Origin of the sequence: Bifidobacterium favimelis, assembly GCF_037963085.1 — a bacterium.
Lineage (GTDB): Bacteria > Actinomycetota > Actinomycetes > Actinomycetales > Bifidobacteriaceae > Bombiscardovia > Bombiscardovia favimelis.
Genome location: NZ_JBANDZ010000001.1, coordinates 814,695 through 829,178, shown reverse-complemented (window position 1 = coordinate 829,178; position 14,484 = coordinate 814,695). Strand labels below are relative to the sequence as shown.

Sequence of the window (14,484 nt, the reverse complement as noted above, 5' to 3'; positions counted from 1 at the left end):
ACCGTACGAACGAAAGGGCGCATATGGAGGACCGGTCCGGACATGTGATCACTGTCGTCATCGCGGACGATCAGGAGTTGGTGAGGGCCGGATTCGCCCTGGTCATCGGCACCCAACCGGACATCGATGTGGTCGGTCAGGCTGCGGACGGGGAAGAGGCGGTCCGCCTGGTCGACAGCCTTCATCCCGACGTGGTCCTCATGGACGTGCGCATGCCGGGGATGGACGGACTCGAGGCGACCAGACGGATTGCGGAGGACTCCAAGTCCGATCCTGTGACCCGTGTGATCATCCTGACGACCTTCGACCTGGACGAGTACGTCATGGCCGCCATCCGTGCCGGGGCATCGGGCTTCCTCCTCAAGGACACCGAGCCGGAGACCCTGCTGGCGTCAATCCGGACGGTCTACCGGGGCAACGCCATCATCGCCCCATCGGCCACCAAACGGTTGATCGAGCATATGGCCCAGACCCAGCCGGTACCCCTCCGGGCCCCTTCAGCGGAAGAGGGGGACGCAGCCGGTCCGTCGGATGGCGCACAGACCGGACCCTACCCCGGAACCCCACAGACCGGGTCATCCGGACAGGCACCCTATCAGGACCCCGAATTGGAGGAGCTGACCGCCAGGGAGCGTGAAGTCCTGGTGGAGGTGGCCCACGGGCTGAGCAACCAGGAGATAGCGGACCGCCTCTTCATCAGTCTGCCGACGGTGAAAACCCACGTGGCTCACATCCTGCAGAAGATCAACGCCCGGGACAGGGTTCAGGCGGTTGTCTTCGCCTACGAGAACGACCTGGTCTGAGCTGGCGGCCGGGTGCGCCATCGGCGGCGGCAGGTTCCGGATTCACCGATGTAAACCCTGGTAACACAGATTTGCCAGCAGCGACGGCTTGATTTGCGGTATCGTTACCGCACTGGTATAACTGTATGCGAAATCCTTACACCAGGACGATGGGCCCTGGGGTCATCACCGGAGGCCCTGGTACCGGCACCGGACGGACAACCACCGAAAGGCAGAGATGGCGTACGCGACGATTCGTGATGTGGCGAGACGGGCCGGCGTCTCCGTGTCCACGGTCTCGCGTGCGCTCAACGATTCAGGCCGGATTTCGCAGGAGACCAGGGACAGGGTCCGGCAGGTCATCGAAGAACTGCAATACGTTCCCGATTCCAGGGCTCGCTCCATGCACTCCTTGCATTCCCAGGCGGTCGGCCTACTCATCCCCGACATCCGAAACTCTTACTTCGCCGACCTGGCTTACTCAGTCCAGCACGAGCTGCTCAGGCACGATCTTCAGACGCTGATCTGCACGGCCGACGACCGGCCTGACCAGGAGCGGACCCTGGTAGGCAACCTTCTGGGACAACACATAGACGGGGCAATCGTGGTCCCATCCCCCTCCCCCTCACCTGCAGTCGACCGACTGCTGAGGCAGGGGATTCCTGTGGTCTACATCGACAGGACCCCATCCGCCGGCCCCGATGGACAGACGGGACGGGTGCCGGTCGTGGACGCCGATCCCCGGTCCGGGCTGCGGTCTGCCATAGCGGACCTGCACGCCCAGGGACACCGACGCGTCACGCTGATAACTGGCTCCCTGGAGGATTCGGACACCCTGCGAGAACGCCGTCGGGTCTTCGAGAGGGAACTGTCACGGTTCCCCGACATGTCAGACCCCCAGACACAGGACCCCGGCATTAGACTGGGCTGGGAGCCAGGCTCCACCGCCCGCAACGCCCGCCTGGCCGCTGTGCTGAAGGAGAGGGGGACAACAGCCGTCGTCTTCAGCCGCTCTCAGGACGCGATCGAGGCCCTCGGGACCTTCCAGGGGGCCGGGTGGGTCATCGGAAGGGACCTCTCCCTGGTCTCCTTCGACGATCTGCCCATTTTCAGCCTCCTGACGCCGTCCATTTCGGTCATCTCCCAACAGGTGGACAGGATGGGCGCGGTGAGCGTGGCCACCCTTCTCCGCCTGATGAAGGGGGAGGAGGCCCGATCGCTCCGACTGGAGACCAGGTACATCCGCAGGCAGTCGGTAGGTCCCTCCCCCGGATCGGCCGCAGGTGTGACGGCCCCGCCGGGGACCCCCGTCCTTCCGAACGGGCGCAGGGTCTGCAAGGGGCAGCCGGGAGGGACCGGAAACGACCCCTAGGAGGCTCGCAAGATCGGCCGGTGTCCGGGTGCCGGACAGGAAGCGACGGTCATTGCAGGCGCCAAGGGCCTGCTCGGAGAGTTGAACGTGAAGCGGCGGCCCGCCGCCAGGCAGACAGGGCAAGGTGCATATAGAAATGGAGACAAGATGATGGACGACACCAGGCGCAGCGCAGAAGAGGTACTCGCCGACCTCGACAGGATCGGTGGATCCATTGCGGTGATAGGGTCCATGAACGCCGACTACACGGTGACCACCCACCGGCTGCCCGGCCCGGGCGAGACCGTCAACGGCGGGCCCCTGCAGATCCTGCCCGGAGGGAAGTCCGCCAACCAGGCATCTGCGGCCGCACGCATCGGGGCCAAGGTCCAGCTCTTCGGAGCCGTCGGATCCGATGCCAACGCCGACTTCCTCCTGGACAAACTGGCCGATGCCGGCGTCGACGTCTCTCAGGTGCTCACCGTTCCCGGCCCCAGCGGGACCACGGTCATCACCGTGGATGACGAGGGCGAAAACACCATCGTCTACTCCCCCGGTTCCAACGGGAAGGTGGACGTCGACTATGCCATGAAGTCACGTCAGGCGCTGACTTCCGCCTCCGTCCTGGGCCTGTGCCTGGAGAGTCCGATCGAAACCGTCACCGCCACCGCCCGCATGGCCCGTCAGGCCGGCATGACCGTCCTGCTCAACGACTCCCCCTTCCGGTCCCCCCTGCCCGCCGAACTGATTGAATACTCCGACATCATCCTCCTCAACGAACATGAGATGGCCCAGCTCCTGGGCATCGCCGAGCCGGAGGACGGGGACTGGATCGGCACCGACTGGGACTCCATCTACGGGACCATGAGAGGCTATGGCTTCAACAAGGCCATCGTCACGCTGGGCGGTGAGGGTTCCATGGTCATGGAGGACGGTGAAGTCCACCGGATCCATGCGGTCAAGGTGGATGCCCTGGATACCACCGGCTGCGGGGATGCCTTCATGGGCACCATCCTGGCCGGCCTTTCCTCCGGTCTGACCCTGGTCGACTCGGCCCAGCTGGCCTCCTATGTGTCCGCCTATGCGGCCACAGGCTACGGGGCGCAGGCCTCCTACGGGTCATCCGCCCAGATCCGCGAGCGCTTCGCCTGACCACCGGGCCTGGCCATCGATGGAAACCAATCGACGGCCTTCACATTGCGAAAGCAGCCCGCCGGGGTGGAATCCGCCCCGGCGGGCTGCTTTTATCTGCCGACCATCCCTTTTCCGCAAACCATGTGGTTGGCCCTTCCCCCCTCCACTACTACTCCTCGGCCAGGGCTGCTACGGGCGAGGTCCGTGTGGCCCTCCTGGCGGGGAGGATGCTGGCCAGGACCGCCGCCACCAAGGCCACGAGCAGGATCGGCACATAGATGGACCAGGGAACCGACAGGGACACTTTTCCGATTACGCAGAAGACCACATAGGAGCCCAGCCATCCGGCCAGGGTCCCCAGGACCAGGCCTGCCAGACTGCTTCCCAGTGCGATCAGTGCGGCCTCTACGGCCAGGGAGCGACGGATCTGGGTCTTGGTCATCCCTATGGCCCGGAGGGTGGCGGACTCCCTGGTGCGTTCGATGACCGACAGGGAGAGGGTGTTGGCCACACCGATCAGGGCGATGATGACGGCCACGGCGAGAAGGGCCATCATGACCAGGAGCATGATGTTGATCTCCTGGTCATAGGTGGCCTTCATCACCAGGCCTCCATGGTAGGCGAGCTGCTTCTTCTCCCCCAGGACCTGACGGATGTCGGCCACCAGGTCGGCAGGCCCCACGCTCCCGTCGGACCTGACCCACAGCTCGCGGTTGTCGGCGGCGATCCCCTCCATCCCCGATGCCGGGGCCAGGGCGTACAGGTCGTCTGCCAGGCCTGACAGGCCGCTGTACCCGGCCGCGGTGCCGATGAAGGACCTGTCGACCGACTTGCTTTCGCCCCTGTCGGCCTTGCCGGGCGCATCCCCGTCTCCGGCATGGTCCCCCCTCTCAAAGCGGATGTCGATCCGGGCACCGTCCTTGATGTCGCCCCGCTCCGCCAGCAGACCGGCGGGTAGGATGATCCTGCCCGCTGCGCCCAGCTGCTTGGACAGGTCCACATTGAGCACACGGGAGGCCGCCTGGGGATCTATCGAGTAGACGCAGATCTCACCTCGGGAATCCTTGCGGGCCTTCCCGTCCTTGATCATGGCCCCGTAGTTCACAGAGGCCTTCTCCACGGCCTTCACCCCCTTGACCTTCGAGACCTTGCGCATGGTGGCTTCGGTCACGTCGATGTCCGGGCCGGATATCTCGACATCCAGCGCGTAGTGCTGATTGATGGTGTTCCCCAAGGTGTCCTTGGCGCTGGTCGCGCCGACCGCCATGCAGGAAACCAAGGTGACCCCGATGAGGAGGGCCGTGCCTGTGGCGGCCACCCGGGACTTGTTCCTGGAGATGTTGGCCGTGGCGATCTTGGCCGAGGGGCCGCTCAGGGAGACCAGTCGGCCCAGGCCACCCAGAAGACGGGGAATCCAACTCCTGGCACTGGTCAGGACTCCCAGGAAGATCAGCATGGCGCCCAGGACCGCCAGGCCGAGGACGATGCTGCTGGACGATCCCCCGTTTTGGGCCATCATCGACGGGTTGTCCTTGCCGCCGGGATTCTGCTGGAAGAGGATGCACTGCCAGACCGCGTAGGCGGCCAGCAGGCCACCGAGGAGGATGAGGAGGAAACTGAAGACCAGACGGGTCCGACCTGTCCTCTTCTCGGTCACCGTATCCACGGGACGCAGGGCCTCAACGGGGGAAACCCTGGTGGCGGTGCGGGCAGATCCCAGGGAGGCCAAGATGGTGACCAGGGTCCCGAAGACGACCGGCAAGAGAACCGCCCTCGGGGTGATGTCCAGGAGGACCTCAACGTCGGACAGCTTCAGGTGGAAGAGGGAGAGGACCCCCACGACGCCGACGGCCAGGGCCGTGCCCACCAGGGAGGCTATCAGACCGAGGATGCCGGATTGCGTGATGACGGAGGCCCTGATCTGGCCCTTGCGGGCCCCTATGGTCCGCAGGAGGGCCAGGGTCTTTCGCTGCCTGGCCACCATGACCTGGAAGGTGTTGGCTATGACCAGGGCGGAGATGAACATGGCCAGGATCCCGAAGGTGAGCAGGAAGATTGTGGGTATGTCGGCATCGTTCCCCAACTGTTGGTGAAGGGCTTGGTCCTCCATGGCCTTGCGGTCCATCAGGGTGTAGCCGGCCGGGGCCAGGGCCTTGACCTGGTCCGTGACCGCACGGTCCTGGGCGGCCTTGTCGTCCAGGGAGACGTAGACGGGACCGGTCACCTCCAGTTCCTTCATGTCACCCAGTTTGAAGTGCTCATAAAGGGAGTTGGCGCCCTTCCAGGTGACCACGGCGGACCCCCCCGTATAGGCGAACTGACCATAGTCGGCCGTGCTGATCCCCACCAGTCGCATCATGACCGGTTTGCGCTGGGCCTCCAGCACGGCCGGGTCCGCTTTGACAGGCTCTTGTGAGCCACCGGAAGATTCGTCACCGGTTCCGCCCCCTGGCGCCTCCTGCGAATCATCCTGGGCCATGGCCAGCTCCAACTCCTGGGAGTCCACATTGACCTTGACCTGATCCCCGATCTTGACCCCGAGTTTCTTGGCATCCGGCTTGGACAGGACGATCTGATCCTCATCGGCAGGCCACTGACCCGAGGCCAGCTTGACCGGCATCAGATCCGGGTCGTCACCGACCACCGAGGCCATATGGGTCTCCGTCCTCTCCCGCGTGTTCAGGACAAGGGGAACGGAGAAATTGACCCGCACCCCCTTGACCCCCTTGATCCCGGTCAACTTGTCAACGTGGAATTCGTCCAGCTTGAGAGACGCGACGTTGCGGTCATCCTCCGATTCGGAGAGAATGGCGTAGTTCGCCGCACCTGCATCCATCATGACGAACTTGCGCACCGAGGCATCCATCATGTTCCCGAAAAGGAAGGTGGCGGCTATGAAAAAGGCGCTGATCGCTATCGCGATACCCGCGGGGACCATCATCCTCGAGTCCCGCTTCATCAACTTTCTGGTGATCGACCACATGACTTCCCCCCTCAGCGTTCGCTCATCGAAGGGCCTGACGGCCTGAGGGCCCCGCCATCATCAGGGACATCTCCCTCTCGGCGTACACGGGGGGCACCGTCTGCCTGTAGGGGGACCCGGGGCGGGTCAAGCAGGGTCTGGGAGTCCTTGGCCATGAGGTCGTTCATGATTTCGACCGTTGGCTTCTCCTGGTCCGCCACCACCCGTCCATCGCTGAAGACCAAGGCCCGGTCCGCATAGGAAGCGGCCAGGGGGTCATGGGTGACCATGATGACCGTCTGTCCCAGCTCCCTGACCGAGCGTCGCAGGAATCCCAGAACCTCCGCGCTGGAAAGGGAGTCCAGGTTTCCCGTCGGCTCGTCCGCGAAGACGATGGAGGGTTTGGTGATCAAAGCCCTGGCGATGGCCACCCTCTGCTGCTGGCCGCCTGACAGCTCGCTTGGTCTGTGGTCCAGCCTCCCTTCCAGTCCCAGGGTCCTGACCAGAAGATCCATCCACTCCCTGTCCGGCCTGCCGCCGTCAAGGGTCAGGGGGGTTTCTATGTTCTGCCGGGCGGTGAACATAGGCAGGAGGTTGAAGCTTTGGAAGATGAAGCCCAGGTTCCTTCTTCTCAGGAGGGTGAGCTGGTTGTCGTTCAGGGTGGTCAGATCCACCTCCCCCCGCTGGCCCCTGAATTTCTTCCTGCCCTCGCTCAGCCCGGTGGCGTTGACCATGTTCAGATAGACGTGCCCCCTGGTGACGGAATCCAGACCGGCCAGGGTGTGCATGAGGGTGGACTTCCCTGATCCAGAGGGACCCATGATCGCCGTGAACATCCCCTGGTCGAAGCTCACATCGACCCCCCTGAGGGCATGGACCACGCTCTCGCCCTCTCCGTAATCCTTTGTCAGGTCCTCGGCCCTGATGGCCGTCCCCGGCCCACCGACCGGTGAGATCTTCTCTTCGCCCACTTCCGATCGTCCGACCGGCTCCATCCGCTGCATGTCCATCGTGCAACCTCACTGTCCGTAGCGGGGTCCTTCCCCGCGTCCTTTCAGCAAGTTATCAGGAGTCCGAAGGGCCTGACATCATGCCTGCGATTGAAATATCCGACCTGCCGCAGGGACGGGACGGCCCCTGTCATCCTGAAGGATGATTGCCCGGGCAAGGTTTAGGGATGTACCCGGTTGTAGAGTCATGGACAATGGTGAACGTCCAGGCCGCCGAATGCGGATCGGCTCCTGCGGCCCCGGGACCCGCACCAGCCGCCGCCCTGGGCTCCCCCATGCAGGACGGGGTTCCAGCCAGTCGACAGGGGGCACAAGGAGTACATGATGCAGAACCAGTCATTCCCCCTCTACCAACGGGACAGGCGGTACATACCGCGCGTGGCGGCAGTTCACGACATGTGCGGCTATGGGAAATGCTCCCTGACCGCAGCCATCCCCATCCTGTCGGCGGCCGGATGCGACGTCTGCCCGGTGCCGACCGCCCTCTTCAGCGCCCACACCATGTACAAGGATTACACCTTCCACGACACGACCGAGATGCTTCCGTCCTATCTCGACGCCTGGCGCAAGGAGGGGGTCGAGCTGGACGGGATATACAACGGCTTCCTGGGCAGCGCCGAGCAGGTGGGCATCATCGAACGCATGTACCGGGAGTACCCGTCGGCCCTGCGGCTGGTGGACCCGGTCATGGGCGACGGCGGCTCCATGTACCCCACCTACACCGAAGAGATGTGCCATGCCATGACCAGGTTGGTCGACGGGGCCGATGTGCTCATGCCCAACCTGACCGAGGTCAGCCTTCTGACCGGCATTCCCTATGAAGGCCAGTGCCTGGATGATGACCAGGTGGACCGTCGTCTCGACCGCCTTTTGAGTATGGGGGCCAAGAATGTGGTGGTGAAGGGAATCGACAGAGGCGACGGCAAGCTGCGGAATTATGTTGCCTCCGCAGCCCACGGAGGGGTGGAAGGGAAGGTGGAGCTGGTTCACGACCGTCTCCCCTTCATGATCCACGGGACCGGTGACGCCTTCGCCTCCGCCCTGAGCGGGGCACTTTTCGCAGGTCTTGGCCTGGATGAATCAGCCAGGATCGCCGGCGAATTCGTCAGGTCGGCCATGAAGTCGACCCGCAATCAGCCCCACTACCAGGAGAGGGGGGTCAGCTTCGAACTGGATCTGGGCCTGTTGACGGACCTGGTACCCCGGGACTGAGCGACAGGCCGTACAGGGCAGGTCCGCCCGACCCCAAGGAATCGCCTCCCCCACCCCGAGGGATTGTGGATGGAGACCGCATTCGACCACATGCCTCGCAAACTTCCTGGGTCAACCGCCGGTGTGGTGCACTGGTCACATGAACACATCAGGAACGCTGGAAGCACCGGGTCCGCTGAATGACGCGCGGACGCAAGAGTCCGATCCCTTCGAATCCATGGAGGGGGTCGCACGTGCCATGACCGGCGGGCATGTGGGCCGGGCACGGCTGGGACGGCTGGGAGAGTCCTATGTCGCACTCTGGCTGCAGTCACAGGGGTGGCGGATCATGGCCCGCAATTGGCAGTGCCGGTTCGGAGAATTGGACCTGGTCGCCCTGGACCCGGACCAGGTTCTGGCCTTCGTGGAGGTGAAGACAAGACGGAGCACGACCTTCGGTCCGCCCGAGGAGGCCGTGGGACCCGCCAAACGGACCAGGCTGAGAAGGACGGCCGTCCGCTGGCTGATCGCCTGCAACCTTGACCCGGGATGCCGCCACAAGGGGACCCGCTTCGATGTGGTGACCCTCATGGTTGGCCGCCCCGACCGGGAAGGGCTGTCAGGACGAATCCCCCTGGCAGACGGCCGGGCGCCCGGGCGGGGATGGCCGACTGAGGCCCTCTTCATACGACAGATCAAAGGGGCCTTCTGATGCGTCTGGGTTCGGCGAAATCCGTGGGGCTCATCGGGCTCAAGGCCTTTGTGATACACGCCCAGGCCTTCATATCGCCCGGTCTCCCCTTCTTCTCCATCATCGGACTGCCCGATGCCTCCCTGTCGGAATCCCGCGAACGGGTCAGGTCGGCCTGTTCGGCCGCCGGGTTCCGCTGGCCACAGACCAGGGTGACGGTCAACCTCTCCCCCGCTTCCAAACCCAAGCACGGTTCATCCCATGACCTGGCGATAGCAGCCAGTGTGCTGGGTGCCGGAGGCACCGTACCGCTGGACGGGTTCGATGATGCCGTTACCCTGGGGGAGCTCAACCTGGACGGGACCGTCCTGCCCGTCAACGGGCTCCTGCCGATCCTCACCCACGCCGCGGCGCACGGAATAAGAAGGGCCTTCGTCCCCCTCCACAACCTTGCGGAGGCCAAGCTGGTAGGAGGGTTGGAGGTCACAGGAATCCGGCATCTGGGTCAACTGGTGGAGGCGATGGGCGGCAGGGCCGTCTACCACCTTCCCGGGCAGGGCGGCTTCGGCCCGGATCTGGAGGCCGATGAAGCCGCCGGTCCGGACATGACCCACGAAGGACAGGGGGACATGTCCGAGGTCGTAGGCCAGGAGGAGGCCAAGCGGGCCATGACAGTGGCAGCCGCCGGCGGCCACCACATGATCATGGTCGGCCCACCTGGTGCCGGCAAGACCATGCTGGCCTCCCGCCTGCCGGGCATACTCCCGCCCCTTGATGAGAAGGAGCGGCTCGAAGTGGCCTCCATCCGTTCGCTGTGCGGGACCTTGAAAGCATACGGGGTCAGCGACCTGCCACCCTTCGTGGCCCCGCATCATACGGCCTCGACCGCTTCCATGGTGGGCGGGGGGTCGGGGCTGGCCATGCCCGGCGCAATCACAAGGGCCCACTGCGGTGTCCTCTTCATGGACGAAGCCACGGAATTCTCCCCCCGCGTCCTCCAGACCCTACGGGAGCCATTGGAGACCCACAGAATCCTCCTGTCACGGTCCAGGGGAAGCGCAATCTACCCGGCCAGGTTCCAGTTGGTCATGGCAGCCAACCCCTGCCCCTGCGGGTTCGGATACGGCACCGGCGAACGTTGCACCTGCACGTCCCGGGAGCGCCGCAGGTACTGGGCACGCCTGTCCGGACCAATTCTGGACCGCATCGACATCCAGACGACCGTCCCTCCTGTATCGAACCTTCCAACTTCAGGTCTGAGAAGACAGGCTTCGAGTGCCACAATCAAGGCCCAGGTGGTCAAGGCACGTCAGGTGGCCCGGAGCAGGTACCGAAGGGAGGGTTGGACCTGCAATGCACAGGCCAGTGGCGAATGGCTGCGCGTGAATACCTCAAGGAAGACCTCGGACCAGGTCAACAGGGCGCTGGAAAGCCAACTGCTGAGTCTGAGGGGGGCGGACAGGGCCATGCGGCTGGCATGGACCCTGGCCGATCTCGACGGAAGGGACAGCCCCGACAGGGACGACATCGAAGCCGGCATCCTCCTTAGGACGCGGTTGTCATGAGCAGGACCCCGCAGGAAGGCCATCGGCCGACCGAACAGATGCACCCGTTCGAAGGGGCTGCCGGAAGGGACCGGCTGGCCAGGGCCATCCTGACCTCCTGCTCGGACGGGCCCGACGCGCTCATGCACGCCAGCCTGATGGGGGCACCGAACGCCGCATGCCTCCTGGCAGCCTTGGAGATGGAGTCGCCCAGACCCTGTGGATGGATGACGAGATGGGCAGGGGATGATGCCAGCTTGGATGCGATGTTCCTCAAGGGGGCGGCCCGGTGGGGTCGGAGGACGGACCCTGGGGACCTGGGCCGCTTCGCACGGGCGAAACAGGGATGGCTGTCCCGCCTGTCCGTCTGGGAGAGGATCCAGCCGGAAGAAGCGCGCAGAAGGTTGACCGAAGACGGCAGATGGTGGATTGTCGCCCCCGGTGACGGATGCTGGCCCGGCCAGCTCGACGATCTGGCCGTCCGATCCGATTGGGCCCCTCCCCTCTGCCTGTGGGGGTCCGGCGAGGCGGCCGCCCTGAACCGGGACAGGCACCCCATTGCCGTGGTCGGCTCCCGCAATTGCAACGATTATGGCCGGTTCGTGGCCCATTCCATGGGTTTCAAAGCAGCCAGGCTGGGGCACATCGTCATATCCGGCGGAGCCATGGGGGCCGATGCCAGCGCCCACTGGGGGGCCCTGGAGTCGGGAGCCGGGCCGGAGACGGACAACCCTGGAGGGACGGTGGCCGTATTCGCCGGCGGGCTGGACAGGATGGGTCCGCGCTGCAATGGGCGGCTCTTCAAGGCCATCAGGGAAGGAGGTGGAGCACTGGTCAGCGAGATGCCTCCCGGCACCGTGCCGGAAGCCCGCCGTTTCCTCCTGCGGAACAGGATCATCGCCGCCCTGGCCGGAACAGTCGTCGTGGCCCAGGCCCGCTGTCGTTCAGGAGCAATCAACACGGCCACCTGGGCGGCTGAACTGGGAAGGATGGTCTATGCTGCGCCCGGAAGGATCGACATGCCCGACAACGCTGGTTGCAACCGATTGATCCATGAGGGCAGGGCCACCCTCCTGATGGGTGCCGCCGACCTTCCCCCTCCGGCTCTGCACGGGCCCGCTCACTGCCCAGGAGGCGGCGGCCCCGTCGGAGGAGCGGCAGGATGATGCCACCCAATCTGACCAGGGGCGTGGCAGATGGTGGGTTGGGGCGAATGGGAGGCCGGGACGATGTCTGACCGAGGCCTCCCCTTGTGTCCGACTCCGAGGGAGGTCTCACGCCTGCCACAGGCAACGTTCGAGGTCGACCACCCACCCCGGCGCCCCGGCGGGCTCTCTCCCGCTCGGCGGGCGGAAAATCACCCCTTCGGCCTCGAGCAGCTCCCGCTGCCTTCCAGGGCCACCGAACGCGAATCCGGGAGCCAGGGAACCGTCCCTGAATACCACCCGGTGACAGGGGATGACACCTGGCTGGGGATTGTCGTGGAGGGCGAATCCGACGAATCGCGCATGGTGCGGATGCCCCGTCAAAGCCGCCACCTGCCCATAAGTCGCGACCTTGCCGGCAGGAATCCGTCTGACCACCCGATAGACCTGGCGGAAGAACGATTGCTTTTCCATACCCGTATTGTCCGCTTCCAATCCGACAGGTCCGCTGGTAGGGCTGAGATATCGAATCGCTCCCGTCTGCAGGGGCGGACAGGCAGGCAGGGTCCTCCACCGGCGGCAGGGCACCGGCCGAACCGCGCGTGGGAAGACCGGGGGCGCGGAATCAAAGGGTTGTGAGAACATCTGGGATATGAGTCCTGAACAGGTCAAATGCCATTACGATGCGGTCGTCGTCGGCGCCGGTGCGGCCGGGTTGTCAGCCGCCCTCTCCCTCGTGAAAACACTGGGGACCGAGCATTCCAAGGGGAGCGAGGGAGGGATCCTGGTCATCTCCAAACTCCAGGCCCTTCGTTCCCATACCGGATCGGCCGAGGGCGGGATAGCCGCCAGCCTGGGCAACGAGGAGGAAGACGACTGGCGTTGGCACTACTATGACACGGTCAAGGGGGGCGACTGGCTGGTCGACCAGGATGCCGCCAGAATCCTGGCCAGCCAGGGGCCGCAAACCGTAATCGAACTGGAACACGACGGTGTCGCCTTCTCCAGGGGGAAGGACGGCCATATAGCCCAGCGCAGATTCGGAGGACACACCGCGCGGTTCGGAGGAAAACCCGTCAAGCGGGCGGCCTACGCGGCCGACAGGATCGGCCACCAGATCCTGTACGCCCTCTGGCAGCAGTGCGTGCGATACGGGGTCGAATTCGCCGAGGAATGGTATGTGACCGATTTGGTCCTGTCAGACGCAGAGGAAGGGGGAATCGAGGGCCTGGTGGTCCTGGACACGCACGATGGACGAGCCCATGCGATCGCCGCCGACAACGTGATCCTGTGCACGGGAGGAGCGGGCCACCTCTTCCATACGACCTCGAACTCCTGGGACCTGACGGGCGATGGCATGGCCCTGGCCCTCAGGGCCGGCCTCCAGCTTGAAGACCTCGAATTCATACAGTTCCACCCCACCGGCCTGGGGCACACGGGCATCCTCCTGTCCGAAGCAGCCCGCGGGGAGGGCGGCATCCTGCGCAACAGTGAGGGCGAGGCGTTCATGGCCCGATATGCGCCCGAACACCGTGACCTGGCACCCCGTGACGTCGTCAGCAGGTCGATAGCCAGCGAAGTGGACGCCGGCCGAGGGGTGGCCGATCCCAAGGAACCGGACGGGCCAAGGGACTGCGTCTGGCTGGACATGACAGGCGTCGGCGAAGAGAGGATGAAGACCCTCCTCCCCCAAGTCTACGAAACCATCGTCAGGTACTCCGGCCTCGACCCGGCCCATGACCTGGTCCCGGTCAAACCCACGGCCCACTACACCATGGGGGGAATACCAGCCACCACCAAGGGCCAGGTCTACCGGTGGGCGAATGGCGGGCGAATGGCCGTTCACGGTCTGTACGCAGCCGGTGAATGTTCCTGTGTCGGCGTGCATGGGGCCAACCGGCTGGGCGGGAACTCCCTCCTGGATGCCTGCCTTTTCGGAAGCAGGGCGGGACAGGCGGTCGCAAAGAGAATAGACGGAGGTGGGGAACGGGGCCAAGAAGTCCATGACGGCCTCCTGGAAGAGACTCTTGCCGGTCGCGAATCCTGCATCCACGACCTTCTGCACGGTCTGCCGGACCACGAGGGAGTCCAGGAGGCAGCGGAAGAAGCCGGTTCGGATGCCGTGGCCCGCACCGAAGACCACGAGCACAGCCAGGGAGGGCCTGTCAGCGGTCTCCGGACCCGTGACGAGGCAGACCACCCCGCCGACGGGGAGCAGGCAGAGGGAGGCCAGACCGATGCCAACGCCTACGACCTCATGGCCCGGGTCGGACATGTCATGGAGGACGGGGTCGCTGTCAGATGCGACCGGTCCAGCATCGAACGGGCCCTGGACCGAATCGATGAATTGGACCGGGAGTCCCGCACACTTGCCTGCCACGGGGATGAACCCGCCTTCAACCAGGAGCTCACCGCAATCATGGAGGTCAAGAACCTCCTGACCCTGGCCCGGGCCGTGCTCACTTCCAGCCTGGAGAGGGAGGAGTCTCGTGGATCCCTCTACCGTAAGGACCATCCCCGGCGCGACGACAGCCGCTTCCTGGCCCACTCGATGGTGGACGCCCAAGGCGATGTCCGCTGGCAGCCGGTGCACATCGTCGACCTGCCGCCTCAGGGCAGGGGGTATTGAAGGCCGAGGTCGAGCCGGTGATGAAAGATATCAGATGACAGGGCC

The 14,484-nt window shown here is 64.9% G+C and carries 11 protein-coding genes; 8 read left to right on the top strand and 3 right to left on the bottom strand.

What is annotated here, in order from left to right; translation table 11 throughout:
- The first annotated feature begins 23 nt into the window (after positions 1 to 23).
- The 3 genes from V6584_RS03380 (at position 24) to V6584_RS03370 (ending at position 3,285) form a co-directional block, all read left to right on the top strand.
- Positions 24 to 803, top strand: a complete 780-nt coding sequence (locus V6584_RS03380; protein ID WP_340469034.1) for a response regulator — start codon at positions 24 to 26, stop codon at positions 801 to 803.
- Between the two features lie 217 nt (positions 804 to 1,020).
- Positions 1,021 to 2,154 (top strand): LacI family DNA-binding transcriptional regulator, encoded by a 1,134-nt coding sequence (locus V6584_RS03375; protein WP_340469033.1) that lies wholly within the window; start codon positions 1,021 to 1,023, stop codon positions 2,152 to 2,154.
- Positions 2,155 to 2,301: 147 nt separating this feature from the next.
- Positions 2,302 to 3,285, top strand: coding sequence for a ribokinase (locus V6584_RS03370; RefSeq protein WP_340469032.1), 984 nt, complete (start codon positions 2,302 to 2,304; stop codon positions 3,283 to 3,285).
- Between the two features lie 151 nt (positions 3,286 to 3,436).
- Here the strand turns inward: V6584_RS03370 and V6584_RS03365 are convergent, their stop codons facing one another.
- Together V6584_RS03365 and V6584_RS03360 are read right to left on the bottom strand one after the other, a co-directional pair.
- Positions 3,437 to 6,250 (bottom strand): FtsX-like permease family protein, encoded by a 2,814-nt coding sequence (locus V6584_RS03365; RefSeq protein WP_340469031.1) that lies wholly within the window; start codon positions 6,248 to 6,250, stop codon positions 3,437 to 3,439.
- Positions 6,251 to 6,261: 11 nt separating this feature from the next.
- A complete protein-coding gene (locus V6584_RS03360) occupies positions 6,262 to 7,224 on the bottom strand; it encodes an ABC transporter ATP-binding protein (protein ID WP_404802621.1) in 963 nt (320 codons plus the stop codon).
- Between the two features lie 339 nt (positions 7,225 to 7,563).
- Between V6584_RS03360 and V6584_RS03355 the strand changes: the two genes are divergently transcribed.
- The 4 genes from V6584_RS03355 (at position 7,564) to V6584_RS03340 (ending at position 11,831) form a co-directional block, all read left to right on the top strand.
- Positions 7,564 to 8,451, top strand: coding sequence for a pyridoxamine kinase (locus V6584_RS03355; RefSeq protein ID WP_340469721.1), 888 nt, complete (start codon positions 7,564 to 7,566; stop codon positions 8,449 to 8,451).
- A 139-nt stretch (positions 8,452 to 8,590) separates the two neighbouring features.
- Positions 8,591 to 9,142, top strand: a complete 552-nt coding sequence (locus V6584_RS03350; RefSeq protein WP_340469028.1) for a YraN family protein — start codon at positions 8,591 to 8,593, stop codon at positions 9,140 to 9,142.
- Entirely contained in the window at positions 9,142 to 10,686 is a 1,545-nt protein-coding gene (locus tag V6584_RS03345; protein WP_340469027.1) for a YifB family Mg chelatase-like AAA ATPase, read from the top strand. The genes V6584_RS03350 and V6584_RS03345 overlap by 1 nt, the downstream gene beginning before the upstream one ends.
- Positions 10,683 to 11,831, top strand: coding sequence for a DNA-processing protein DprA (locus tag V6584_RS03340; protein WP_340469026.1), 1,149 nt, complete (start codon positions 10,683 to 10,685; stop codon positions 11,829 to 11,831). Before V6584_RS03345 ends, V6584_RS03340 begins: the two co-directional genes overlap by 4 nt.
- 108 nt (positions 11,832 to 11,939) lie before the next feature.
- Here the strand turns inward: V6584_RS03340 and V6584_RS03335 are convergent, their stop codons facing one another.
- Positions 11,940 to 12,284, bottom strand: a complete 345-nt coding sequence (locus V6584_RS03335; protein WP_340469025.1) for an MGMT family protein — start codon at positions 12,282 to 12,284, stop codon at positions 11,940 to 11,942.
- A 178-nt stretch (positions 12,285 to 12,462) separates the two neighbouring features.
- Between V6584_RS03335 and V6584_RS03330 the strand changes: the two genes are divergently transcribed.
- On the top strand, positions 12,463 to 14,439 hold the full coding sequence (locus V6584_RS03330; protein ID WP_340469024.1) for an FAD-binding protein: 1,977 nt from the start codon (positions 12,463 to 12,465) through the stop codon (positions 14,437 to 14,439).
- Positions 14,440 to 14,484 lie beyond the last annotated feature (45 nt).

What these genes read in the sequence shown, in the direction of transcription:
- V6584_RS03380 (WP_340469034.1), top strand. Translation starts at nt 24, where the DNA reads ATGGAGGACCGGTCCGGACATGTGATCACTGTCGTCATCGCGGACGAT.
- V6584_RS03375 (WP_340469033.1), top strand. Translation starts at nt 1,021, where the DNA reads ATGGCGTACGCGACGATTCGTGATGTGGCGAGACGGGCCGGCGTCTCC.
- V6584_RS03370 (WP_340469032.1), top strand. Translation starts at nt 2,302, where the DNA reads ATGATGGACGACACCAGGCGCAGCGCAGAAGAGGTACTCGCCGACCTC.
- V6584_RS03365 (WP_340469031.1), bottom strand. Translation starts at nt 6,250, where the DNA reads ATGTGGTCGATCACCAGAAAGTTGATGAAGCGGGACTCGAGGATGATG.
- V6584_RS03360 (WP_404802621.1), bottom strand. Translation starts at nt 7,224, where the DNA reads ATGGAGCCGGTCGGACGATCGGAAGTGGGCGAAGAGAAGATCTCACCG.
- V6584_RS03355 (WP_340469721.1), top strand. Translation starts at nt 7,564, where the DNA reads ATGCAGAACCAGTCATTCCCCCTCTACCAACGGGACAGGCGGTACATA.
- V6584_RS03350 (WP_340469028.1), top strand. Translation starts at nt 8,591, where the DNA reads ATGAACACATCAGGAACGCTGGAAGCACCGGGTCCGCTGAATGACGCG.
- V6584_RS03345 (WP_340469027.1), top strand. Translation starts at nt 9,142, where the DNA reads ATGCGTCTGGGTTCGGCGAAATCCGTGGGGCTCATCGGGCTCAAGGCC.
- V6584_RS03340 (WP_340469026.1), top strand. Translation starts at nt 10,683, where the DNA reads ATGAGCAGGACCCCGCAGGAAGGCCATCGGCCGACCGAACAGATGCAC.
- V6584_RS03335 (WP_340469025.1), bottom strand. Translation starts at nt 12,284, where the DNA reads ATGGAAAAGCAATCGTTCTTCCGCCAGGTCTATCGGGTGGTCAGACGG.
- V6584_RS03330 (WP_340469024.1), top strand. Translation starts at nt 12,463, where the DNA reads ATGAGTCCTGAACAGGTCAAATGCCATTACGATGCGGTCGTCGTCGGC.